The sequence below is a fragment of the Streptomyces sp. genome (genome assembly GCF_019510245.1).
Taxonomy (GTDB): Bacteria; Actinomycetota; Actinomycetes; order Streptomycetales; family Streptomycetaceae; genus Streptomyces.
Window position 1 is genome coordinate 89,776 of record NZ_JAEKKT010000117.1, and the last position, 24,498, is coordinate 114,273.

Annotated in this window: 18 protein-coding genes; 7 read left to right on the top strand and 11 right to left on the bottom strand. The window is 72.6% G+C overall.

Annotated elements, in window-relative coordinates; genetic code table 11:
* A complete protein-coding gene (locus JF597_RS08880; protein ID WP_293991420.1) occupies positions 1-2,817 on the top strand; it encodes an NHLP bacteriocin export ABC transporter permease/ATPase subunit in 2,817 nt (938 codons plus the stop codon).
* A gap of 4 nt (positions 2,818-2,821) precedes the next feature.
* On the opposite strand, the gene JF597_RS08885 is transcribed toward JF597_RS08880, so the two are convergent.
* Positions 2,822-3,346 carry an SRPBCC family protein gene (locus tag JF597_RS08885; RefSeq protein ID WP_293991422.1) on the bottom strand — a complete coding sequence of 175 codons (525 nt, stop codon included), beginning with the start codon at positions 3,344-3,346 and terminating at the stop codon, positions 2,822-2,824.
* A 238-nt stretch (positions 3,347-3,584) separates the two neighbouring features.
* Here JF597_RS08885 and JF597_RS08890 point away from each other — a divergent pair, with 238 nt between their 5' ends.
* Positions 3,585-5,087 (top strand): MFS transporter, encoded by a 1,503-nt coding sequence (locus JF597_RS08890; RefSeq protein ID WP_293991424.1) that lies wholly within the window; start codon positions 3,585-3,587, stop codon positions 5,085-5,087.
* 286 nt (positions 5,088-5,373) lie between these two features.
* Here JF597_RS08890 and JF597_RS08895 read toward each other — a convergent pair whose 3' ends face one another.
* The gene (locus JF597_RS08895) at positions 5,374-5,796 is read right to left on the bottom strand and encodes a subtilase-type protease inhibitor (RefSeq protein WP_293991426.1); all 423 of its coding nucleotides are present in this window, start codon (positions 5,794-5,796) and stop codon (positions 5,374-5,376) included.
* Positions 5,797-6,119: 323 nt separating this feature from the next.
* Here JF597_RS08895 and JF597_RS08900 point away from each other — a divergent pair, with 323 nt between their 5' ends.
* Positions 6,120-6,644: a hypothetical protein gene (locus JF597_RS08900; RefSeq protein WP_293991429.1), complete on the top strand. Its 525-nt coding sequence runs from the start codon at positions 6,120-6,122 to the stop codon at positions 6,642-6,644.
* Positions 6,645-6,752: 108 nt separating this feature from the next.
* Here JF597_RS08900 and JF597_RS08905 read toward each other — a convergent pair whose 3' ends face one another.
* The 3 genes from JF597_RS08905 to JF597_RS08915 form a co-directional block, all read right to left on the bottom strand.
* Complete coding sequence (locus JF597_RS08905) at positions 6,753-8,399, bottom strand: RICIN domain-containing protein (protein ID WP_293991431.1); 1,647 nt, start codon at positions 8,397-8,399, stop codon at positions 6,753-6,755.
* A 466-nt stretch (positions 8,400-8,865) separates the two neighbouring features.
* A complete protein-coding gene (locus tag JF597_RS08910; RefSeq protein WP_293991433.1) occupies positions 8,866-9,243 on the bottom strand; it encodes a toxin Doc in 378 nt (125 codons plus the stop codon).
* Between the two features lie 3 nt (positions 9,244-9,246).
* Entirely contained in the window at positions 9,247-9,489 is a 243-nt protein-coding gene (locus tag JF597_RS08915; protein WP_293991435.1) for a hypothetical protein, read from the bottom strand.
* A 225-nt stretch (positions 9,490-9,714) separates the two neighbouring features.
* On the opposite strand from JF597_RS08915, the gene JF597_RS08920 reads away from it, so the two are divergent.
* Both JF597_RS08920 and JF597_RS08925 read left to right on the top strand, forming a co-directional pair.
* Positions 9,715-10,203, top strand: coding sequence for a methylated-DNA--[protein]-cysteine S-methyltransferase (locus tag JF597_RS08920; RefSeq protein ID WP_293991438.1), 489 nt, complete (start codon positions 9,715-9,717; stop codon positions 10,201-10,203).
* 26 nt (positions 10,204-10,229) lie between these two features.
* Positions 10,230-10,952, top strand: a complete 723-nt coding sequence (locus JF597_RS08925) for a 2OG-Fe(II) oxygenase (RefSeq protein WP_293991440.1) — start codon at positions 10,230-10,232, stop codon at positions 10,950-10,952.
* A gap of 14 nt (positions 10,953-10,966) precedes the next feature.
* Here JF597_RS08925 and JF597_RS08930 read toward each other — a convergent pair whose 3' ends face one another.
* Positions 10,967-14,068 (bottom strand): glycoside hydrolase family 2 TIM barrel-domain containing protein, encoded by a 3,102-nt coding sequence (locus JF597_RS08930; RefSeq protein WP_293991442.1) that lies wholly within the window; start codon positions 14,066-14,068, stop codon positions 10,967-10,969.
* 272 nt (positions 14,069-14,340) lie between these two features.
* Between JF597_RS08930 and JF597_RS08935 the strand changes: the two genes are divergently transcribed.
* The gene (locus tag JF597_RS08935; RefSeq protein ID WP_293991445.1) at positions 14,341-16,725 is read left to right on the top strand and encodes a SpoIIE family protein phosphatase; all 2,385 of its coding nucleotides are present in this window, start codon (positions 14,341-14,343) and stop codon (positions 16,723-16,725) included.
* Between the two features lie 125 nt (positions 16,726-16,850).
* Here the strand turns inward: JF597_RS08935 and JF597_RS08940 are convergent, their stop codons facing one another.
* Genes JF597_RS08940 through speB form a run of 4 tightly spaced genes read right to left on the bottom strand, consistent with a single transcriptional unit; the run spans position 16,851 to position 20,432 of the window.
* Entirely contained in the window at positions 16,851-17,243 is a 393-nt protein-coding gene (locus JF597_RS08940) for a nuclear transport factor 2 family protein (RefSeq protein WP_293991473.1), read from the bottom strand.
* On the bottom strand, positions 17,240-17,893 hold the full coding sequence (locus JF597_RS08945; protein WP_293991476.1) for a cyclase family protein: 654 nt from the start codon (positions 17,891-17,893) through the stop codon (positions 17,240-17,242). Before JF597_RS08945 ends, JF597_RS08940 begins: the two co-directional genes overlap by 4 nt.
* Positions 17,894-17,898: 5 nt before the next feature.
* A complete protein-coding gene (locus JF597_RS08950) occupies positions 17,899-19,467 on the bottom strand; it encodes a cytosine permease (protein ID WP_293991478.1) in 1,569 nt (522 codons plus the stop codon).
* A complete protein-coding gene (speB, locus tag JF597_RS08955; protein ID WP_293991480.1) occupies positions 19,464-20,432 on the bottom strand; it encodes an agmatinase in 969 nt (322 codons plus the stop codon). Before speB ends, JF597_RS08950 begins: the two co-directional genes overlap by 4 nt.
* Before the next feature lie 152 nt (positions 20,433-20,584).
* Between speB and JF597_RS08960 the strand changes: the two genes are divergently transcribed.
* Positions 20,585-22,060: a PucR family transcriptional regulator gene (locus tag JF597_RS08960; protein ID WP_293991483.1), complete on the top strand. Its 1,476-nt coding sequence runs from the start codon at positions 20,585-20,587 to the stop codon at positions 22,058-22,060.
* Here JF597_RS08960 and helR read toward each other — a convergent pair.
* Entirely contained in the window at positions 21,949-24,288 is a 2,340-nt protein-coding gene (gene helR, locus JF597_RS08965; protein WP_293991485.1) for an RNA polymerase recycling motor ATPase HelR, read from the bottom strand. The genes JF597_RS08960 and helR overlap by 112 nt on opposite strands.
* Between the last annotated feature and the right edge of the window lie 210 nt (positions 24,289-24,498).

The following is a 24,498-nucleotide window of genomic DNA, read 5'->3' on the forward strand; positions in this document are numbered from 1 at the left end:
ATGACGACCGTGGACCAAGGCGACCTCGTACTCGGCGCGTTCGGATCACTGGGCACCCGGATCGACTGCGCCGGCTTCACCCGCCTCGACCTCGAAGGCCCCCAGGTGCTGTGGCTGGTGGCGGCCGGCGCCCTCGACCTGTTCGCGGTGGACGCCGAGCAGCAGGGCCACTGGCACCACCTGGGCCGTCTGGAGGCCGGTGCCCTCCTGCTCGGCCCGGTCGCGGGGCCCCAGCACACCCTGGTGGCCCGCCCGTTGCGCGACTGCGTCGTGCACCGCATCGGCCTGCGCGAGCTGTACCAGCCCTCCCACACCCAGACCTGGTCCTACGACGAGTACGGCAACCCCCAGTACGTCCCGCCGGCCACCAGCCCCCTGGAGTACGCCCTGGCCCTCGGCGTCGGCCGCGGCCTGTCCGTCCTCTTCCAGGCCCCGATGACCGCCAGCGAGCGTGCCGCGGCCCCGACCGACGACGACGTCTTCTGGATGCAGGTGCCGCCCGGCAGCGTGCAGTACGGCTCGCTGTACGGCGCGGAGGCGGCCGCCGACCTGCTCACGGACCCCGCGCTGTGGCAGAGCATGGTCGACCAGCAGTACCGGCTGCTGACCACCCTGGATCGGTGGATCGAGCAGCTGGAACACACCCACGAGACACGGACGGCGGCCGGTATCAAGGCCGGTGAGGCGGTCCGCGCCCAGGCCGACCACACCCTCCTCGCCTCCATCGGCAAGGCGGCCAAGCGCACCACGGCCGCCGACGCCGACGCCTCCTACGCGGCCTGCAGACTGGTCGCCGACGCCGCGGGCATCACTCTCGCGGAGCCCGCGCAGAGCGGCACCGAGAGCGACCGTATCGACCCCGTCGAACGGGTGGCCCTCGCCTCCCGGGTCCGTACCCGAGCGGTACGTCTGGACGGCCGCTGGTGGCACGACAACGTCGGCCCGCTGGTCGGACACCGCGCCCTGTCCGGCGCGCCGGTCGCGCTGCTGTGGCGGCGGGGCGGCTATGTGGCCGTCCATCCGGCGACCGGCCGCGAGACCCCGATCGAGAAGGCGAACGCGGCGGAGTTCGAGTCGCGCGCGGTGATGTTCTACCGGCCGCTGCCCGACAAGGCGCTCAGCCCGCTCGGCCTGCTCCGCTTCAGCATGCACGGCACCCGCGGCGACCTCGGCAGCCTGCTCCTCGCCGGTCTGGTCACGGTGGCCATCGGTGCCCTGGTGCCGATCGCCACCGGCAAGGTGCTGGGCGACTACGTGCCCAAGGCCCAGACGGACCTGATCGTGCAGGTCTGCCTGGCGGTGATCGTGAGCGCCGTGGTGTCGGCCGCGTTCACGCTCCTGGAGAACCTGACCATCCTCCGTCTGGAGGGCCGGATCGAGGCGACTCTCCAGCCGGCCGTCTGGGACCGGCTGCTGCGGCTGCCGACCAGGTTCTTCACCGAGCGCTCGACCGGTGAGCTGGCCAGCGCGGCGATGGGCGTGAGCGCGATGCGCCGGCTGCTGGCGGGCGTCGGCCCGGTGGTCGCCCAGTCGGTGACCGTCGGGGCGATGAACCTGGGCCTGCTGTTCTGGTACAGCGTGCCGATGGCGCTGGCGGCCCTTGCCATGCTCGTCGTCATCGCCGCGCTGTTCCTCGGGCTCGGGCTGTGGCAGGTGCGCTGGCAGCGCCGGCTCGTGGTGCTCGGCAACAAGCTGAACAACCAGGCTTTCCAGACCCTGCGCGGCCTGCCGAAGCTGCGGGTGGCGGCGGCCGAGAACTACGCGTACGCCGCCTGGGCGGGCGAGTTCGCGCGCAGCCGGGAGCTCCAGCAGAAGGTGGGCCGGATCAAGAACCTGACCACGGTGCTGGGCTCGGTCTACCTCCCGGTCTGCACCCTGCTGATGTTCATGCTCCTCGCGGGCCCGGCGCGGGGGGCGATGGACGCGGCGGCCTTCCTCACCTTCAACACGTCGGTGACGATGCTGCTCACCTCGGTCACCCAGCTGACGGGTTCCTTTGTGTCCGCGGTCGCCGCGCTCCCCCTCTTCGAGGAGATCAGGCCGGTCCTGGAAGCAGCCCCCGAGGTCCGCACCGCCAGCACCCGCCCCGGCCCGCTGTCCGGTGCCGTCGAGGCCCGCCGCCTCTCCTTCCGGTACACGGACGACGGTCCCCTGGTCCTGGACGACGTCTCCTTCGCCATCCGCCCGGGCGAGTTCGTGGCGGTCGTCGGCCCCAGCGGCTGCGGCAAGTCGACGCTGCTGCGGCTGCTGATCGGCTTCGACAAACCGGTCTCGGGAAGCGTGCTGTACGACGGCCAGGACCTGGCCGCCCTCGACCAGTCGGCGGTCCGCCGCCAGTGCGGGGTGGTGCTCCAGCACGCGCAGCCGTTCAGCGGCTCGATCCTGGACGTCATCTGCGGCACCGAGCCGTACACCCCCGAGGAGGCGATGGCGGCGGCCGAGATGGCGGGGCTCGCGGAGGACATCAAGCGGATGCCGATGGGGCTGCACACGATCGTCGCCGGGAGCGGCGCGATCTCGGGCGGCCAGCGGCAGCGGCTGATGATCGCCCAGGCGCTGATCCGGTGGCCCCGCATCCTCTTCTTCGACGAGGCGACCAGCGCCCTGGACAACGACACCCAGCGCACGGTCATCGAGAGCACGCGCAAGCTGAACGCCACCCGGATCGTCATCGCCCACCGGCTGTCCACGGTCCTGGACGCCGACCGGGTGATCGTGATGGAGGACGGCAAGGTCGCCCAGCAGGGCCCGCCGGCCCAGTTGCTCGCCGACACCGGGGGGCGGCTGCACGAGCTGGTGCGGCGGCAGCTCGCCTGACGGATCAGGCGCCGGGGATCGGGGCGCCGGAGGGCAGACCCGCGTCGAGATAGCCCTGGTAGTACTCCCTCCAGGGCGCGGTGACGCCGGCGTGCGGGCCCTCGAAGCGCTCACCGCGGGATCTGGCGTCGAGGGCGGCGAGGCAGACCTCCCAGCCGGCGCTGGTGCGGGCGGCGGTGTTCTCCTCGCCCAGGACGTGGGTGAGGGTGAAGCGGGTCCCGTCGGGTCCGGCGTCCTCCAGGTCGAAGCGGATCTGGTCGCCGCCCCAGTCGAAGGTCAGGTTCCGGGGCGGGTCGACCGCGAGCACGGTGCCGTGCGACTCGGGCATGTTCGGGTCGCCGGTGAACCTGACGGTGCCGCCGGGGCGCAGGTCGAACTCGGCGCGGGAGGGGAACCACCCGGCGAGTTCGTCGGGGTCGGTGACGAAGTGCCAGACGCGGTCGAGGGGATGGCCGTGGACACGGCTGAAGCGGACGGCGGGGCGGCCGTCGTCGAGGGTGAGGTAGGTGCCGGTGAGTTCGGCGGGCATCGGGATCAGTCCTTCGGGGTGGGGCTTCCGGGGCGTTTGCCGTCTCGTCCAGGGGGCGGGCCGTCAGAGCATCCTGCCGACCATGGTCACCCCCCTTCCCAGCGAAACGTTGCCGTTTCGCTGAAAGTGGTCTAGGCTCGATGTGTACGAAACCGTTTCGTTCGCGGACCTGTAGGTGCCGTGGCGGCGAAGCGGATTCTCGGTTAATCCCGAACGACTTCCCTGGAGTGGTTCCCGCATGTCTGAGAAGACCCTCACCGACGACGTCCGCGTCGGTGCCGAGGAGGCGCCGCCGGCCGCCTCCGCCAAGCGGTGGTGGATCCTCGCGGTCATCGCCGTCGCGCAGCTGATGGTGGTGCTCGACGCCACCATCGTGAACATCGCCCTCCCGTCCGCCCAGGCCGACCTCGGGTTCTCCGACGGCAACCGGCAGTGGATCGTCACCGCGTACGCCCTCAGCTTCGCGTCCCTGCTGCTGCTCGGCGGCCGGATCGCCGACCTGTTCGGCCGCAAGACCGCCTTCCTCATAGGCGTCGTCGGCTTCGCCGCCGTCTCGGCGCTGGGCGGTGCCGCGAACGGCTTCGGGATGCTGGTCACCGCGCGCGCCCTGCAGGGTGCCTTCGGCGCGCTGCTCGCCCCGACCGCGCTCTCGCTGCTCAACACCACGTTCACCGACGCCCGTGAGCGGGCCCGGGCGTTCAGTGTCTACGGTGCCATCGCCGGTGCCGGCGGTGCGGTGGGTCTGCTGCTCGGCGGTGTCCTCACCGACACGTTCGACTGGCGCTCGACCCTGTACGTGAACGTCGCGATCGCCTTCGTCGCCTTCGCGGGCGGCATGGCCCTGCTGCACAACCACCGGGACGCCGGGAACTCCAAGCTGGACGTGCTGGGCACGGTCCTGGTCGCGGCCGGTCTGTTCTCGCTGGTCTACGGTTTCTCCAACGCCGAGACGCACGACTGGGGCTCTCCGCTGACCTGGGGCTTCCTGACCGCGGGTGTCATGCTCCTCGCGGCCTTCGCCTGGTGGCAGACCAAGGCCGCGCACCCGCTGCTGCCGCTGGGCATCCTGATGGACCGCAACCGGGCGGCCTCGCTCCTCACCGTGCTGATCTCCGCCGGCGGCATGTTCGGTGTGTTCCTCTTCCTCACCTACTACCTGCAGCTCAACCTCGGCTTCAGCCCGACGAAGACCGGCGTGGCGTTCCTGCCGATGATCGGCGGCCTGATGGTGACGGCGCAGATCGGCACCCAGGCCCTGGTACCGCGGCTCGGACCGAAGGTCGTGATCCCGCTGGGCTTCGCGGTCTCCGCCGCCGGCATGGCCTGGCTGACCGGGATCGGCGTCGGCTCCAGCTACGTCAGCTCGGTGCTCCCGCAGCTGGTCATCACCGGCCTCGGTCTGGGCCTGGTCATGCCGGCGGCCATGCAGCTGGGCACGGGCGGGGTCACGGCCGACGAGGCGGGTGTCGCCTCGGCGACGGTCAACGCCATGCAGCAGGTGGGCGGTTCGATCGGTACGGCGCTGCTCAACACGCTCGCGGCGAGCGCGGCGACGGACTACCTGGCGGGGAAGGACGCGACCAACAAGCTGGTGCAGGCGCAGGCCACGATCGAGAGCTACACGACCGCGTTCTGGTGGTCGGCCGGGATGTTCGCGGCGGGCGCGGTCATCGCCTTCCTGCTGTTCCGCACGGGGGTGCCGCAGCAGGACGCGGACGCGGCGCCGGTTGTTCACATGTAACTCCCGCTGAGCCGCAGCAGGGACTCAGGGGTCGCCGTCAGCAGGGAGACGGCGGCCCCTCGCCGTTGCCGGCGCGGGTGCGGTGTGGCCGGTGGTGTTTTCCGCCGCTCCCCGGCGTTCCCCGGGACGGGAACGCCGGGGAGCGGCGGTGATGCCGGGGGTCGGACGGGCAGCCCCACACCACCCGTCCGCCCCCCGGTGCGGGATCGCAGGTTCCCCGCTCCAGGGGCCGCACTCCCCAGTTGCGGACCTGTCCGGCAGTCACGAGGACCGTGCGATCCCGGGCTCAGAAGGCGAAGACGTGCGCTCCGTAGGCGTCCCTCATGCACTGGTTGCCGAAGGTGTGTTCGTAGGAGACGCGCTTGCCCTGCCAGACGCCTTCCACCGTGACCACGACGGGGTCGTAGAGCTTGGTGCACCACACGTCGGCTTTGGGCACGAGGGCGTTCAGGTCTCCGCCGGCGCCGCGCAGTTCGGCGCAGGCCTCGGTGGCCGCCGGATGGGTTCCGGAAGCGCTGGGGGCGCAGTTCAGGGTGACGGCGCGCTCGGGCGTGGCGGTGGCCGCGTCTGTGCCGTGGCCGGTGGTGAGCACCAGGGCCGAGGGGGCGTAGAGCGAGCTCGGGGCGGCGTCCGCGGCCCCCGTCAGGGGTCCGCAGACGGCGGCGGCCGCAAGGCCGAGGGTCGCTGCCCAGCGCGCGGTGGTTCGCATTGTGTGCATCCTTCCGCTCGATTCGACGGGTGCCGCCCTCGGCCCGGTGGGTGCCGGGGCGGCGGGCGCCACTCTGCCGAGTCCGCCGCCGAAACACACATCGAACCCATAGGTTTCAGTAACCTTGCGTATTGAATCAGTGGCGTGAAGTCACGGAATTCGAACGCAACGACCGCTCAACGGAGCGGTTCTTGATCGCTCGAAGCGGCCAGATGGCCTGATCGCATCGCCTCGTTAATCGTCCTGAAACATTCCGCTTCCGCTGTCGGCGGACTTCCCGGCAAGCCCTTGCCTTCGCGGTGCAACGGAGTAATCGTCATTACATGATTACTCAAGAGCAACGAGACAAGCTCCGCGGCTGGTTCGCCGGCCGTCTGCCCGACGGTCTCTTCGAGGAACTGGTCGAGGTGACGGTCGACCGCGAGGAGGTCACCGTCATCGGGCGCATCCCCGGCCCCGGACTGGCGGACGGCGCGTCGGACGCCGAGCGGGAGGCGGCCGTGCAGGGCCGGATCCAGGAGTTCCGGGAGCGCACCCGGGAGACCCGGATGGCCGTGGCGCGGGAGGCGGAGCACCAGTTCCGGCGCAAGGTCTCCTGGGGCGTGGAGTGTGCCGGTCAGCGGGCGCTGTTCACCCATGTGGCCGCGCCGGTGATGACCCGGCTGCGCCAGCCCGAGCGCGAGGTGCTGGACACTCTGATCGCCGGCGGCGTGGCCCGCAGCCGCAGCGAGGCGCTGGCCTGGTGCGTACGGCTGGTCCAGCGGCACACCGACGACTGGCTGACCGAACTGCGCGATTCCCTCGAACACGTCGAGCGGGTCCGGGCCCAGGGCCCGGACACCGACTGAAAGTGCCCCGAAGGGGCGCCGGGGTACCCCGGCCGAAGGCTGGGGGAGGAACTGCGCGCCCAGCCACAACAGCGCCGCAGACGAACCACGGCCCTGCCCGCGGAGCGCTCAGTGGCCGGCCAGTTCCGCCGGCTGTGCCGACGTACCCCCGGTCCCGGCGATGGAGAGTGAGCCGTGGCTCTGGGACGGCAGCGGCGCGTCGGTCAGCCAGTGCTGGCCGCTGGTGTGGTCGCGGACCTTGACCACGATGTCGGAGCCGGGGTCCACCCCGCCCGTCGCGAGGGCGAGGGTCTCGTCCCAGCGGGGCAGCAACTCACCCTGGACCGTGAGGTCGTAGCGCACGTCCTTGCCGCGCCCGGCGTCCTCCGCGGCACAGGTGCCGAGGATGACCACTCCGGCGTCCGCGTGCGAGTCCAGGCACAGGTCCGGCCCGGCCGCGCTGCGCAGCTCGCCGTCGCTCTCGAACGTCCACTGCTGGGTCGAGGCCGTGGAGCACACGGCGAGCACGACACTCGCCCCGGGCTTCGGCTCACCGTCGATGTCCAGGCAGAGCTGGGCGGCGGCGTTGCGCAGCCGCGTCGTGTGGTCGGCGGACGGCAGCCCGGCCCTGCCGGAGGTGGGCGTGGGCGTGGGCGTGGTCTCGGCCTCGGAGTCGCCGGGGACCAGGCCCGCGGTGGCCACGGCGTCCTTGCCGTCACCGCCGCCGGAGAGCGTGCTGACGGCGAGCACGGAGGCAAGCAGTCCGGCGCCGGCCACGCCGACACTGGTCAGCAGCGTCTTCGACGACCAGGGACCGGGCGGGCGGCGCACCGGCACGGGGATGCGGGCGAGGATGCGGGTGGTCCGGGCGGCCGCGCGCCGGCGCCCGCCCCCTCCGCCGCGCCGCGCCGCGGCGCGGGTCCGGGGAGCCTCCTCGCCGCCCTTGCGTCCCGGGCGCGAGTCGAGGTAGCGGCGGGCCCCCCAGCCGAGCACCGCCTCCACCAGCAGCACGCCCAGCCCGCCCTCGACATGGCCGAGTTGTTCGGCGGCAGCCCTGCAGTAGGGGCACTGCGCCAGATGTTCCTGGACGTCCGGCAGCAGGGCGCCGCCGCGGCGGATCGGCACGTCCAGGAGCCGGTTGTAGTAACGGCACTCCTGGGACGGCGCGAGTTCCCGGTGGGCGCGGACGCAGCCCTCGCGGAATTTCTCCCGGGCGTCCTCGAGAGCCGCCGACGCGGTTGTCGTGTCCATGCCCAACAGACCGGCCGGTACGGTTATCGGCTCGGCCTCCACCTCGGCATGCCAGAGCAGGCTCTGCGCGAGCGCCGGAAGGCCCAGGAATGAACGCTCCGCGAGGGTGCGGTTTTCCGGGGTCATGGACTTCGCGGCACGCATACCGCGGCCGCCGGCCGGTTTCCCGAGGTCCGGAAGAACCTCCGCTATTCGGTCCTCCACGGCCCAGTTGGCGACGGTGTCGCGGACGGAGACCAGCAGGCGCGGCCGGATCGCGTCGGCCGTCTCGCCGAGTGCCACCCGGTCGAGGATCTGGTGGAAGGCGGCGGCCGCGACCATGTGCGCGACGGGCCCGGAGGCGGCCAGGCAGATGACCGCGTACTCCTGAACGGGCCGCCAGTGCCGGGCCATGAGCAGCGCGGCGGACCGGGAGGCCTCGATGTCCGATCCGGCTCGCAGCGGGGCGGCGAGGGACTCGTCGGACTCCCCCGCACCACCACCCGGCGGCGGATAGGAAGGGCGAGGCGGGTGGGGGGTGGGCACGGAGCGGATTCCTTTGGTGCGGTGGTGCGTACCTCTTCGGTGCGCCTGCGGGGAGCGGCAATTCACCGCCACGGTGCCGGTCGCGTTCCTCAACTGCCGAATTGGACCAGGCCATTACCCCGCGCGGGTATTCACCCTCGCACAAGTCTCACACAAGCAACAAGGCGCCAGCACAACATCGACAGCATTGACAGAAAGTCAGAAAGGGGGCGGTGGCTGTTGCCCCTTCATGGCCGCATTCACCATTCCGCGCGCCCCGTGTGAACCGCGCGCCCGCACCGGTCCCGCGCGCACACTCCCGGCCCGCCCGCACGGGTGGTCCACTGATGACCGGCCCTCCTCACGAGGCCCCGCGCGGAACGGCGGCTCTTCCGCGCGAAACAGGCCGCCGGCCCCGTTCCTCCCGCCCTCGGCCGTCGGCCCCGAGGGCCGCAGGGGCAGCTCTCCCTGCACGTCCGGGCGGGTGTCAGAGCTGCCAGGAACGGAGCCGGTCCGCCGCGGCGTAGACGTCGGCCTTGCCGCTCATCAGGTCGCGGGCGAGGTCGACGAGGGCGCCGTAGGGCGGGTCGATGCCGACGTCGCTGACGTACATGTAGGCCACGGCGGTCGCGCAGGCGAACCTGGCGTTGGCCGAGGGCAGCGGCTTGAGCAGGGCGAGCGTGTGCAGCAGGGCCGCGGCCCGCCAGGCGGCGTCGGAGTCCACGCCGAGTCGCGGCGGATCGACCCGGTGCCGGGCGACGGCGGCGACCAGCGCGGAGAAGTCGTTGATGGTGGGCTGCTCCGGCATGACTTCCTCGTGGCGCTGGAGCAGCCAGGGCACGTCGATGTGGATGACCGGCGGCATGGCTCAGGCGGCCTCGCCCTTCGATGGCGGCTGCTCGTCGTCCGGGAACGCGGCGGCGAACTCGGCGGCGTGGGCCGCGAAGAAACGGCGGAACTCCTCCGCGCCTTCCTGCAGGGCCCGGTGCCGGGCGATGTCGGCGGCGGCCGCCTCACGGACGAGGGCCTTCATCGACGTACCGCGCTCCTTGGCTATCTGCCTGAGGTCCTCAAGTTCGCGGTCGCTGAACTCCACGTTGAGAGCTGGCATGTCCTTCACGGTACCGCGAGGGTACTCGGCCGTAAATACCCGCAGGTCAAGACGGACTCGCCACGGTACCTGCCGGGCCCGAGGGCCATGTCCGTTTTCCGCCGGTCGGCGGGGCGCCACGGCGACAGACTCGGTGTCCCGGCGTCGTGGGAGCGCACAGCGCCCGGACGCCGAGAGCTCCGAGAAGGTCCGAGAGTTCCGGGAGTTCCGGGAGTGAGGAATCCGATGGACGTGTACACCGTGTACGACAGCCCGCTGGGTGAGCTGCGCCTGACCGGCGCGGAGTCGGCCGACGGCTTCGTCCTCACGTCACTGACCCTGCCGGGACGGCGCGGTGCCGGGACCGTCCGCGCCGACCGCCCGTTCGCCGAGGCAGTGCGTCAGCTGGACGCCTACTTCGGCGGCCGGTGCACCCGCTTCGACCTGCCCTGCGCCGACCGGGGCACACAGTTCCAGCGGCTGGTGTGGCGGGCACTCGACGACATCCCGTACGGCTCCACGACGACGTACGGCGAACTGGCCGCACGGCTCGGCGTGCCCCGGGCCGAGGTCCGGGCGGTGGGCGCGGCGGTCGGCGCCAACCCCCTGCTCGTGATCCGGCCCTGCCACCGCGTGCTCGGCTCCGACGGCTCGATGCGCGGGTACGCGGGCGGGGTCGGGAACAAGGTACGGCTGCTCACGCACGAGGGCGCGCTGCAGCCGATGCTCGGCTGAGGAGGACGGCGAGGAAAGGAGCCACCATGACGTTCACCCGTACCGAGGCCCGCCGGCGCGTGGCCGGCACCGACTGGACGGCGCTGGCCGCCGGGCTGGACGAACTCGGCAGCGCCCCGACCGCTCCCCTGCTGACCCCGGCGGAGTGCCGCGAGCTGGCCGCTCTGTACGAGAAGCCGGAGCTGTTCCGCACCACGGTCGACCTCGCTCGGCACCGGTTCGGATCCGGCGAGTACCGCTACTTCACCCACGAACTGCCCGCGCCGGTGGCCGGGCTGCGCGCCGCGCTCTATCCGCGGCTGCTGCCCGTCGCCCGGGACTGGGCGGCCCGCCTGGGCCGCCCGGCCCCCTGGCCCGACTCACTGGACGAGTGGCTGGAGCGCTGCCACGCGGCCGGCCAGGACCGCAGCGCCCAGATCCTGCTGAGCTACGGCCCCGGCGACTGGAACGCCCTGCACCGGGACGTCTTCGGCGACCTGGTCTTCCCGCTCCAGGTGGTCGTCGCGCTGGACGTGTACGGCGAGGACTACACGGGCGGCGAGTTCCTGACGGTCGAACAGCGCCCGCGCGCCCAGTCCCGGGGCAGCGCGACGCCCCTGCGGCAGGGCCACGGGCTGGTCTTCACCACCCGCGACCACCCGGTGCGCACCAGGCGCGGCTGGTCGGCCGGGGCCGTGCGGCACGGCGTGAGCACCGTCCGCTCCGGCCGCCGCCGCACCCTGGGACTGGTCTTCCACGACGCGGCCTGACCGAGGCCGCCTCCTCAGACGTCGAGGCGGCTGATCCGTACCGCGCCCGAGGTCTGTCCCGGGTGTGCGCTGGTCAGGGTGAGCCGGATCCGGGAGCCGCGGGCCGCGCCGAACGTGATGACGGTCGGGGTGTCCGAGGCGGTCGCCCAGTCCACCGCCGTGTCCTGCACCGCCCGGTACGCGGTGCCGTCCCAGACGGCCACCTCGACCGAGGCGGGCAGGGCGTGGGTGGCGTCCACGGTGAAGGAGACGTCCACCCGGTCGTAGGTGCGGGTGCGCCCGTGGTCGACCGACACCCAGTCCGTGGCCCGGGCGCCGCCAAACGCGGGCAGCAGGGCGGTGGCCGACTTGGCGAAGGCGTTGGACCAGCCGGTGGCCGGGTCGCCGTCCAGCATGGCGGCCGGGAGGGTGTCCGGTCGGCCGGAGTAACTGGCGTCCGCGTAGGGGAGGTTCGGCGGGGAGGGGTGGTCGGGGCCGAAGTCGGCGGCGGGGGTGCCCGCCACGGTGCGGGCGGGCGTGGTGTGCACAGTGACGGTGTCCTTGCGCAGGCCGTCCACCCGGGCGGTCACCTTGAGCCCGCCGGGCTTCGTGCCGGAGCGGACGACGGCGAGTGCCTTGCCGTGGAAGGCGGTCCGGGTGCTGGCCTGGTAGCGCTCGGCGCTCTCCTCACGGCCGTTGTCGAGCCCGGCGAGCGAACCGCCGGTCACCGCGAAGGAGATGAGGTGCTCGGCGTCGGGCACCACCACGCCGTGCGCGTCGACGATCTCGGCGGTGACGAAGACCAGCGAACGCCCGTCGGCGGCCAGGGAGTCGCGGTCGGGGACGAGGCGGACGGCGTGCGGGGCGCCGGCGGTGCGCAGGACGTCCGTCGCGACCGCCTTGCCGTCCCGCCGGGCCACCGCCTTCAACTCGCCCGGCCGGTAGGGCACTTCCCAGGTCAGGTGCAGCTTGCCGGCGCTGCCGTTGGGGCTGGTGTAACTGCCCGGGTAGGGGCCGGTGGTGACGGTCTTGTCGTCGCCGGTGGCCTCGGTGGTCTCCAGGTAGGTACGGCCGTCGGTGGTCTTCTTGGTGTCGAACTCCCGCACCCCCAGGGACGTTCCGTTCAGGAACAGCTCGACGGAGGGCACGTTGGCGTACGCCCACACCTCGACCGTCTGCCCCTCCTCGTGGTTCCAGCTCATCGGCAGCAGGTGCACCATCGGCTCGGTGGTCCACTGGCTGCGGAAGAGGTGGTACATGTCCTTCGGGAAACCGGCCGTGTCGACCGCTCCGAAGAAGGACGACTTCACCGGGAACACGTCGTACGGCGTCGGCTCGCCGATGTAGTCGATGCCCGACCACAGGAACTGGCCGGCGAACCACTTCCGGTCCCGGTCCTTCTTGTGGCCGTACTCGCCGCTCATCGTCCAGGAGGCCAGGTTGTTGTCGTAGGACGAGGTCGCGCGGCGGCCGGGGGTGTGGTTCTCGCCGGTGTTGAGGTGTTCCGGCTCCTGGTACGTGCCTCGGGTCGAGGTCTCCGAGGAGGACTCGGACTCGAAGAGGAACAGGTGCGGGTAGGCCGCGTGCAGGGCGTCCACGGACCTGGCGGTGTTGTAGTTGAGGCCGAGTCCGTCGAGCTTGGCCAGCATCAGGTCGGCGGCGGAGCCCTGCTTGGGCACGCTGCGGTACTTGTCGGAGCCGATGACCAGGGGGCGGGTGTCGTCGGCGGCCCGGACGGCGGCGATGATCCGGTCGGCCATGGCGAGGCCGGCGGTGGAGGTGGAGTCGGGGATCTCGTTGCCGATGGACCACAGGACGACGGCGGGCGAGTTGCGGGCGGCGAGGACCATCTCGGTGGCGTCGGCCTCGCACCACTCGTCGAAGAAGCGGCCGTAGTCGTACCTGGTCTTGCCGGTCTTCCAGCAGTCGAAGGCCTCGACCATCATGACGATGCCCAGCTCCTCGCAGACTTCGATCATCTGCGGCGAGGGCGGGTTGTGCGAGGTGCGGAAGGCGTTGACGCCCATCGACTTCATGATGGTCATCTGTCTGCGCACCGCGTCGGCGCTGACCGCAGCGCCGAGCGCGCCCTGGTCGTGGTGGAGGTCGACGCCCCTGATCTTGATGGGCACGCCGTTGAGGGAGAAGCCCTCGTCGGGGTCGAAGCGGTAGCTGCGGATGCCGAAGACCGTGCGGTAGGTGTCGGTGGGGGTGCCGCCGACCCGGAGTTCGGTGTGCAGGGTGTAGCGGTGCGGGGCGTCGACGTCCCACAGCTTCGGCTGCGCGACGGTCAGTTCGTGGGTCGCGGTGGCCCCGCCGGAGCCGGTGACGGTGACCGTGGAGGAGGTGCGGGCCACCGTGCGGCCGTCGGGGCCGGCGATGCGGGACAGGACCGTCACGTCCGCGCCCGCGCCGGACTCGTCGACGACGGCCGTGCGCACCCGCACCACGGCCTGGCCGGCGGTGACGTCCGGGGTGGTGACGTACGTTCCCCAGCGCGCCACGTGCACGGGGTCGGTCACCACCAGGCGGGCCTCGCGGTAGATGCCGCTGCCCGAGTACCAGCGGCTGCTGGGCAGCTGGTTCTGCACCTTGACGGCGAGGACGTTCTCGGTGCTGCCGTCGGTGTGCAGCAGGTCGGTGAGATCGAAGGCGAAGCCGGTGTAGCCGTAGGGATGGCGGCCGACCTGGGTGCCGTTGCAGTAGACGTAGGAGTCCATGTAGACGCCGTCGAACTCCACCGAGATCCGGCTGCCGGCGTAGCCGGGCGGCAGGGTGAAGGCGAGCCGGTACCAGCCGAGGCCGCCCGGGAAGAAGCCGGTGCCACTGGTGGTGCCGTGGTCGGTCGTGGGGGTCTGCTCGATGCTCCAGTCGTGCGGTACGGCGACCTGCCGCCAGGCCGAGTCGTCGTATCCGGGGTCGGCGGCGTCCGCGTAGGCGCCGGTCGGGTCGGTGATCCCGCCCGGGTTGACCAGCGCGAACCGCCAGCCGTCCCGCAGGGCGACCGTATGGCGGCCGGTGACCTGCGAGGACGTGCCGGCGTCCGGGGCCGCCCAGGCACCCGGGGCGCCCAGCAGGGCGCCGGCCGCCGGGGCTGCCGTGGCGGCTGCCAGAACCGATCTGCGTGTGACCGTCATGGTGCGGCTCTCCCTCGTCGGGGCCCAGAACTACTCACAACTGATCGTTAACAAACAGATTCTGACGGGGTGGCACTTGTGCCCGTCAAGGGTCCGGAGGCCTCCGCCCACCCCTTTCGTCCTGTCGACCGGTCCCCGTTCGGCACTCCGGACGGGGACCGGTCGCGACCGACCGGCCGCCGCCGTTTGCCGGTCGCGGGAGGGTCCGAAGCACTACCCTGAACACGAGTGGTGCACCTGTTGACTGTGAGTGTGCGCTTGGGAGTGGCGAGATGAGCCGGGTCTACCCCTTCGACGATGCGGCGACGGCCCGGGCCGTCATCGGCGAGGACGGCACACTGACCGGGTGGAGCGAGGGCGCGCGGCGGCTCCTCGGCCACCCGGCCGAGGAGGTCGTGGGCCGGCCGGCGGCGCTGCTGCTCGCCGGGGAGGTGGCACACCGCGCGCCCGTCGGCGCCCGCTGGGACGGCACCCTCGGACTCCGCCACCGGGACGGCCGTACGATCCCGGTCTGGCTGCTCGCCCACCACACCCCGGCCCGCGACGGACGGCCCGGCCACTGGCTGGTGGTCTCCCCGCTGGACGGCGGCGGACCGCGCACCCCGGACGATCCGCTGGCGACGGCCACGCTGACCCAGTCGCCGTGCGCCATCGCGGTCTACGACGACCAGCTCAGGCTGCGCCGGATGAACGACGCGATGGCCCGGGTCATCGGGCTGCCCGAGGGGCGGGTCCAGGGGCTCAGGGTCACCGAGATCGGCGGCAAGCCGGAGAGCGGGGACCTGGAGCGGCACATGCTCCGGGTGCTGGCCTCGGGCCGGCCCCTGGACGTGCAGACGTACATGCGGACCGGCGGTGAGGACCGGGCGCACGCCTGGCTGGCCCGGATGGCGCCGGTCACCGACGCCGCCGGGCGGGTGTGGGGCGTGAGCCTGGCCGCCCACGACTTCACCGAGAACTACCTGGCCAGGGAGCGGCTCCAGCTGGTCAACGCGGCGAGCGTGCGGATCGGCAGCACCCTCGACGTCGTCCGGACCGCCCAGGAGCTGGCGGACGTCTGCGTCCCGGCACTCGCCGACCTCGTCACCGTCGACCTGCTGGACCCGCCGGAGCACGGCGGCGACCTCCCGGCCCGGCTGAACGCGCCGGTCACCCTGCGCCGCATCGCGCACCAGTCGGTGCTCCCCGGCGTCCCCGAGGCGGTCCTCAAGCCCGGGCAGACCGAGGTCTACCCGGCCTCCTCACCGCAGGCGGACTCGCTGACCGCGGGGCACACGATCGTGGCCTCGGTGACCTCCGGCGAGCTGGACCAGTGGCTGTCCTGGAACAAGCGCCGAGGAGAGCGGGTGCGCGAGTTCGGTGTGCACTCCTCGATGTCGGTGCCGATCCAGGCCCGCGGCACCACCCTCGGGGTCGCGGTGTTCCGGCGGCACCGGCGGCTCGACCCGTTCGGCCCGGACGACGTGCTGCTCGCCGAGGAGATCACGGCCCGGGCGGCCGTCTGCATCGACAACGCCCGCCGGTACTCGCGCGAGCGCGAGACCGCCCTGGCCCTGCAGCGCAGTCTGCTGCCCCGGACACTGCCGCGCACGGCGGCCCTGCAGGCCGCCTCCCGCTACCTGCCGGCGGCGCGGGCCGGGGTGGGCGGCGACTGGTTCGACGTGATCCCGCTGTCCGGGCTGCGGGTCGCCATGGTCGTCGGGGACGTCGTCGGCCACGGCGTGCAGGCCTCGGCGACGATGGGCCGGCTGCGGACCGCCGTGCGCACCCTGGCCGACATCGACCTGGCCCCGGACGAGTTGCTCACCCACCTCGACGACCTGGTGCTCCGGCTCTCGGAGGAGCAGGGCGGCGAGGGCAGCCCCGGCGAGGTCGGCGCGACCTGCCTGTACGCCGTCTACGACCCGGTGTCCCGGCGCTGCACGCTGGCCCGCGCCGGGCACCCGCCGCCCGTTCTGCTGCGCCCGGGCCACCGCCCCTACCTGCTGGATCTGCCCGCCGGACCCCCACTGGGACTGGGCGGGCTGCCGTTCGAGTCGGCCGAGGTGACGCTGCCCGAGGGCACGGTCCTGGCGATGTTCACGGACGGGCTGATCACCTCACGGCACCGGGACCCGGACACCGGCCGCTGGCTCCTGCACGAGGCGCTCGCGGCGTACAGCGACTCGCTGGACGAGACCTGCGACCGGATCCTGCACGCCCTGCTGCCGTCCGGCGGCGCGGCCGACGACGTGGCACTGCTGCTGGCCCGCACCCAGAGCCTGCCGCCGGCCCGGGTGGCGTCCTGGGACATCCCCGCCGACCCGGCCCTGGTCGCGCCGATCCGCAAGCAGGTCGTGGAGCAGCTCGACGTCTGGGACCTGAGCACGGCCTCCTTCACGGCTGAGCTGGTGGTCAGCGAGCTGGTCACCAACGCCATCCGCTACGGCGCCCACCCCATCGGGCTCCGGCTGATCCACGACACGACCACGCTGATCTGCGAGGTCTCGGACACCAGCCACACGGCCCCGCACCTGCGCCGGGCCAAGACCTGGGACGAGGGCGGCCGGGGGCTGCTGCTGGTGGCCCAGCTGACCCAGCGGTGGGGCACCAGGCACACCACGGAGGGCAAGACGATCTGGGCGGAGCTTTCCCTCTTCGAGGAGGATGACCGCTGAGGGCGCCGCGTGTCGTCGTCGGTCGGGTGCGGCGACATTGTGGCCGGTCGCGCAGTTCCACCCCTGGCCTTCGGCCGGGGGTACCCCCAGAGCCCCTCAGGGGGCGCGTTGCGGAACCGCAGACCTTATTCGGGCGCCGCGGACAGGTGCTCGTGGACCGCCAGCCAGTCGTCGTCGGTGCGGTGGAGGACGATGGTCTCGCGTTCGTGCAGGACCTCCTCGCCCGCCTTGGTGGAGATGCGGGTGGTCACCGAGTGGGTGAAGACGGCCGTGTCGCCGAAGAGCTGGAGGCGGCGGTCGTCCGAGTCGCAGGCGAGGACGCGGAAGGCGTCCTCCTCACGCCACTTCCGCCATAGGGCGCGGTACTCCTCGGTGGAGTCCAGCCGTCGTCCCGTGGTGTGGAAGACGAAGGTGGCGTCGGCCGCGAAGGCATCGAAGTAGTCGTCGGTGCGGCCCTCGGCGAAGGCGGTGATCAGGGCGTCCGCCGCGGCGAGGGCGGTGTCGTGGTCGTTGCTCAAGGTCTCGGCTCCGAGATCCGGGCCACGGCGCGGACGGGTGCGCCGTCCGCGCCGGGCAGGTGCAGGGGGAAGAGGCTGACGTGGACGTCGTGGCCGGTGTGCTGGGCGTCGAGGACCTCGGCGAGGTTGGTGAGGTTCTCGGCGATGACGGCGTCGGCGCCGCACAGGATGCGGTGGGCGGGAAGGGTCTCGCCGGGGGTCGGGTCGACGCTGAGGGCGTCGATGCCGACGGTGTGCACGCCGCGGGCGACGAGGAGGGCGGCCGCCTCCTCGGTCAGGTGGGGGTGGTCGTGGTAGGCGTCGGTGCCCCAGTGGGCGGACCAGCCGGTGGCGATCAGCACGATCCGGCCGGCCGGGACGCGGGCGAGCAGGTCGGTCCCGATGGCCGCCCGGGGCGGCAGGCCCCGGGCGTCGACGACGTGGGCCGGACCGTCGAACCAGTCCAGCGGCAGCTGGTCCAGCGCGGGCAGGCCGTCCTCGATGTGGGAGGGGGCGTCCACGTGCGTGCCGGACTGCGAACCCATGTGCAGCCGGAGGACGTTGACCCCGTCGTGGGCGGCGGTGAGCGCGGGCCGGATGTCCACCTCCGGGTCGCCCGGGTAGACCGGCATGCCGGTGCGCAACGGCACCGACAGGTCGATCAGGCGCACCGCGCTCACACCTCCGCCGGCTCGGGCGCGGCGACGGGAACCCCGTCGGCGGCGGTGATCGGCGGCACCGGGGTGTCGACTGCGCGCACCAGCCGCGGACCCTTCGGACCGAAGACGGCGCGGGGCTCGGGGAAGAACCACAGCAGGGCCAGGTAGAGGATCGCGGCCAGGCCCAGGCCGACGGGCAGCGAGATGTCCACGCCGCCCGCGAGGTCGCCGAGGGCACCGACGAACTGGCCGGGGAGGTTGACGAACTGGACCGCGAGCAGGGCGGAGGCCAGCCAGGCGGCCATGCCGCGCCAGTTCCAGCCGTGTGTGAACCAGTAACGTCCGCCTCGCTGGCGGCGGTTGAAGACCTGGAGCGAGTCGGGGTCGTACCAGCCACGGCGGATGAGGAAGCCCAGGGTCATGATGACCATCCACGGCGCGGTGCAGACGATGATCAGCGTCGCGAAGGTGGAGATGGACTGGGTCAGGTTGGCGGCGAACCGGCCGACGAAGATGAAGGAGATCGACAGGACGCCGATGAACACGGTGGCCTGCACCCGGCTGAACCTCGGGAAGACGCTGGCGAAATCGAGGCCGGTGCCGTAGAGCGAGGTGGTGCCGGTGGACATGCCGCCGATCAGCGCGAGCAGGCAGACCGGCAGGAAGTACCAGGAGGGCGAGACGGCGAGCAGTCCGCCGACGTAGTCCGGGGCGCTCGGGTCGAGGAAGTTCCCCGCCTTCGCGGCGATGATCGAGGCGGTCGCGAGGCCGAAGAAGAATGGCAGGATCGTCGCGATCTGGGAGAGGAAGGCCGCGCCCATGACCCGGCGGCGCGGGGTGTCGGCGGGGATGTAGCGGGCCCAGTCGCCGAGGAAGGCGCCGAACGAGACCGGGTTGGAGAGCACGATCAGCGCGGAGCCGATGAACGCCGGCCAGAAGCCGGGGGTGCTCAGCGAGTGGAAGCTGCCCTGGTAGCCGGGGTCGAAGTCGCCGCCGAAGGCGAACAGGCCGAGGACGAAGAGCAGGGAGGCGGCGGCTACCGCGATCTTGTTCACGAAGAGCATGAACCGGAAGCCGTAGATGCACACCGTCAGCACCAGCGCGGCGAACAGCCCGTACGCCAGTGCGTACACGCCCTCGTTGGTCGGGAGGTGGAACATCCGGTGCGCGCCGCCGACGAGGGCGTCGCCGGAGGACCACACGGAGATGGAGAAGAAGGCGACCGCGGTCAGCAGCGAGAGGAAGGAGCCGACGACCCGGCCGTGCACGCCCAGGTGGGCGGAGGAGGAGACCGAGTTGTTGGTGCCGTTCAGCGGGCCGAAGACGGCCAGCGGCGCGAGGATCAGCGCGCCGACGGCGAGCCCGAGTCCGGTGGCCGCCAGGCCCTGCCAGAAGGAGAGCCCGAACAGGATCGGAAACGCGCCGAGGACGCAGGTGGCGAAGGTGTTCGCGCCGCCGAAGGCGACCCGGAACAGGTCGAGCGGCCGGGCGGTGCGGTCGGCGTCCGGGATCCGCTCGACGCCGTACGTCTCGATCTCGGTCAGCGACGGGGCGTCGTGCTGCTCCGCTTGCGGGCTGGTGGTCATGTCTGCTCCTCGCGAGGGCCGGCGGAGTCCAGGGTGAACAGGCTGATCAGGTCGTAGGCGACGTGCGACGCGGCGACGGAGGTGATGTCGGCGTGGTCGTAGGCGGGGGCGACCTCGACGACGTCGCCGCCGACGAGGTTGAGCCCGGCGAGGCCGCGCAGGATCTCCAGCAGCTCACGCGAGGTCATGCCGCCGGCCTCCGGGGTACCGGTGCCGGGAGCGTGTGCGGGGTCGAGGACGTCGATGTCGACGGACACGTACAGCGGCCGGTCGCCGATGCGCTGCCGCAACGCGTCCACCGTCTCGTCGACGCCGCGGCGCAGCACGTCGGAGGAGGTGACGATGCCGAAGCCGAGCCGGCGGTCCTCCTCCAGGTCCCGCTTGCCGTACAGGGGGCCGCGGGTGCCGACGTGGCTGAGCGCCTCGGTGTCGACGATGCCTTCCTCGACGGCGCGGCGGAACGGGGTGCCGTGGGTGTACTCGGCGCCGAAGTAGGTGTCCCAGGTGTCGAGGTGGGCGTCGAAATGGAGCACGGCGACCGGTCCGTGCCGCTTGGCGACCGCGCGCAGCAGGGGCAGCGCGATGGTGTGGTCGCCGCCGATGGTCACCAGCTTCGTGCCGTCCGCCTGGAGGCGCGAGGCCTCGTGCTCGACGGTCTCGATCGCCTCGTTGATGTCGAAGGGGTTCACCGGGATGTCACCGGCGTCGGCGACCTGTGCCGACGCGAACGGGGACACGTCCAGTGCCGGGTGGTACGGGCGCAGCAGCCGGGACGCCTCGCGCACGGCGGCCGGGGCGAACCGGGCGCCGGGCCGGTAGGAGACGCCGGTGTCGAAGGGGACGCCGACGACGGCGATGTCCGCGCGGGGCACCTCGTCGAGGCGGGGCAGCCGGGCGAAGGTCGCGGGGCCCGCGTAGCGGGGGACGCGGGAGGAGTCCACGGGTCCACGGGGCTCGGTCGTCATGGGGCACCTTCCTGTCGAGCCTGGGGCGTACACCGCCGGGTGGGCGGACCCAGGACCGGAGCTGGTGGTTCCGGTAGCGGGGGATGCCTCAGTGTGCGGACGGCCGGCCGACAGGGTCAATTGTTGACAAAACGAAGAACTACAGTGGTCTTGTGTCTGACCACAAAGCCACGCCGCGTTCCGTCCTCACCGTCGGCGACCTGTTGTCCTTCCCGGCCCTCCAGATCCGTCTGCTCGCGGGCGGCGGCGGCCTGGGCCGCACGGTCTCCTGGGCCCACGTCAGCGAACTGGAGGACCCCACCCCGTGGCTCCAGGGCTCGGAGGTCCTCATGACCGTGGGCCTCGCGGTGCCCCGCGGCGGCGAGGCGCAGCGGCGCTACCTGGAGCGGCTCGACGACGCGGGCGTCGCGGCGCTGGTGCTCAGCACCCAGCTGCGGACCCCGCCGCTGCGCCAGGCCTTCCTCACCGCGGCCGAGGAGCGCGGCTTCCCGGTCCTCGAGGTGCCGCTCACCGTTCCGTTCGTGACCATCGCCCAGGAGGTCGCCGCCGCGGTCAGCGAGAAGTCCGCCGAGCGGCTCGGTGCCCAGCTCCAGGTCTTCGGCGCGCTGCGCTGGATGGCCGAGGAGGACCTGGACATCCCTGCGCTCTTCGACCGCCTGGAGCAGCTCAGCGGCTACCGCCTCTTCCTGTGCACCCCGCAGGGGCGGCCGCTGCTGCCCGGCGTCCCGGCGCCGGAGGACCTCTCGGTGCTGCCGGCGCACCCCGACGCCCCGCCGACCGTGCCCGGCGGCTTCGTGCTCCCCGTCCTCGGCCCGGGCGGCGCGGCCGGCTACCTGGTCGCGCTGGAACAGGCCGGCGCCCGCCCGGCCGGGCTGGCCGTCGTCCAGCACCTGGCCACCGTCGCCGCGCTGCGGCTCGCAATGGTGCGCGGGGAACGCGAGGTGCTGCGGCGAGAGGGGGCGGAGACCCTCGCCGAGATGCTCCAGGACACCCTCGACCCGGCCGGTGCCCAGCGCAGGCTGGCCCACCACGGTCTGGACGCCCAGCGGCCCGTCGTTCTCGCGGTGCTCCGGCGCACCCCGGACGAGCAGCTGGACGGCGCCCTGTCCGGCCACCCGCACCTCACCCTGCGCCGGGGCGAGGACCGGCTGGTCCTCGCCGAACCCGGCTTCACCGAGGCCCTGGCCGAGCTGCCCGGCGCGGTGTGCGGGGTGAGCCGCCCCTTCAGCGTCGGCGAGCCGCTGCGGGTCGCCCAGCAGGAGGCGGAATGGGCGGCCGGCCGCGCGGAGGAGGCGGGCAAGCCGCTCCTCCACTACGGCGAGGACGCCACCGGGCGCTGGCTGCCCGAGGACCGCCGGCTGCTGTCGGCGCTCGTCGAGCAGGTCCTCGGCCCGGCCCTGCGCTACGACGAGGCGCACGGGTCGCAGCTGCTGGTCTCCGTCCGCACCTGGATGGAACGCGACCGCCGCACCGAGGACGCCGCCGCGGCCCTGCACATCCACCCCAACACCCTCGCCTACCGGCTGCGCCGCTTCGGCGAGGTGACCGGCCGGGACCTGTCGACGACGGCCGCCTTCACCGAGGTCTGGTTCGCCGTGCGCGCGGCGACCGAGCTCGGCGTGGCCTGACTCCGGGTTCCGGCCGGGCCGGCCTCCCCGGCGGTCCGTGACGGACGGGGTGCCGGCTGGTCGCTCGTCAGGACGACCAGCTGCCGGGTCGCCCGGGTCATCGCGACGTACCGGTCGACGCCGCCCGTCACGCCCGTGCCGAACTCCTCCGGGTCGACCAGGACGACCAGGTCGAACTCGAGGCCCTTCGACAGTTCGGGAGTGAGCGAGGCGACCCGGGGCGTCGCCGTGAAGCGGGGGTCGCCGATCACGCAGGCGACGCCCTCGGCGTGGGCGGCGAGCCAGGTGGCGAGGATCTCGTCCCGCTCGGACACGGAGCCGTGGACCACGGGCAGGCCGCCGCCGCGGATCGAGGTCGGCACGTTGGCGTCCGGGAGCACGGCCCGGATGACCGGCTCGGCCTCCGCCATGACCTCTTCCGGGGTGCGGTAGTTGATGCTGAGCGAGGCCAGTTCGATCCGGTCGAACCCGACCCGGGCCAGGCGCTCCCGCCAGGTCTCGGTGAACCCGTGCCGGGCCTGGGCACGGTCCCCGACGATGGTGAAGCTCCGGGACGGGCAGCGCAGCAGCATCATCTGCCACTCGGCGTCGGTGAGCTCCTGGGCCTCGTCGACGACGATGTGTGCGAACGGGCCGGCCAGCAGGTCGGGGGCGAGGACGGAGAGTTCGGACTCGTCGACCAGGCTGACCTTGGCATCCGTGCCCCGCAGCATCCTCACCAGGCCCTCCCCTTCGTCACCGTCGGCGCCGGAGTCGGCGACGGCCCCGATCAGGTTGTCGACGACCTGGGTCATGCGCTCGCGCTGGGCGGCGAGCACGGCCTCCTGCCGCCGCGTGCGCCGGGCCGCCTCGGGGTCGCCGAGCCGCTGCCGGGCCGCGTCCAGGAGCGGCAGGTCCGGCACCGTCCAGGCCTGGGCGTCGGCGCGCTGGAGCCTTTCCACGTCGTCGCGGCCGAGCCAGGGCGCGCACAGCCTGAGGTAGGCGGGCACCGACCAGAGGTCGCCGACCAGGTCGGTCGGCTCCAGCAGCGGCCAGGCGCGGTCCAGGGTGTCGACCAGGTCCCGGTCCCGCTGCAGCGCCCTGCGGAACTCCGCGGGCGCCACGTCGTCGCCGAGGTACCTGTCCAGCAGGATGGTGGCCAGCTCCTCCCAGATCTGGTCGCGTGCCTCGTTGTGCGGGGTGCCGGGAGCCGGTGCCCGGAACGCGTCGGCCCAGTCGTCGGCGGTCAGCCGGAGGTCGCCCCAGTCGGTGGTGACCGTCATCCCCTCGGCCGGGGGCTCCTCGTAGAACCGGACGGCCGTCTCGACCGCCCGCACCATGTCCGCGGACGACTTCAGCCGGGCCACCTCCGGGTCGGTCTCGTCGCCGGCGGCGCCCCCCTCTTCGACGAGGTCGCGCAGGACGCAGGTCTGCACGCCCTCCTCACCGAGGCTCGGCAGGACGTCGGAGACGTAGTTCAGGTAGGGCCGGTGCGGGCCGACGAACAGCACCCCGCCCCGGCGGTGGCCGAGACGCGGGTCGGAGTACAGGAGGTGGGCGGTGCGGTGCAGGGCGACGACCGTCTTGCCGGTGCCCGGGCCGCCGTCGACGACGAGGGCGCCACGGGATCCCGCGCGGATGATCGCGTCCTGGTCGGCCTGGATGGTGGCGAGCACGTCCCGCATCCGCTCCGAGCGGTCGGCGCCCAGGCTGGCGATGAACGCGGACTGGTCGTCGAGCGCGGCATGCCCGTCGAGTCCGTCGGCGGTGAACACCTCGTCCCAGTAGTCGCTGATCCGGCCGTCCGTCCAGCGGTACCTGCGCCTGCTGCGCAGCCCCGCCGGGTCGGCGTGGGTCGCCGCGAAGAACGGCTCCGCGGCGGGCGACCGCCAGTCGACCAGCAGCCGGCGGCCTGTGCTGTCGGTGAGACCCAGGCGGCCGATGTACACGGGTTCGGGGTCGTCGATGCCGACGATGCGGCCGAGGCAGAGGTCGAGGCCGAAGCGGCGCAGGGTGCGCAGCCGTCCGGTCAGCCGGTGGACCTCGACGTCCCGGTCCATCGCGGCCCGGCCGGTGCCGCCCGGCGCCCTGAGCTCGGCGTCGAGGCGGTCGGACAGCTCGGCGATCGACTGGGCGAGGCACTCGGCGATCGCGGCCAGCTGCCGCTCGTCGTCGGCGATCAGGGCCGGGTCGGCCTTGGCGGAGAGGCGTTCGGGGAGGTCGAAGGCGCTGGTGGTCAGGGGTTGCAATGCATCAGCTCCGTGGGGAGGCCGTGCGGCCGGGGCGCGCACGGCAGGACGTCCGGAGGGACGGGACGAACATGGGGGGACGAACACAAGGCGGACGAAGATGGGGCGGGACGAACACAAGGCGGACGAACATGGGGCGGGACGAACACGGGGCGGACGAACTCGGGGAGACGGCGACCGCCGCCCAGGGATCGTCCCGGAGCGCGGTGC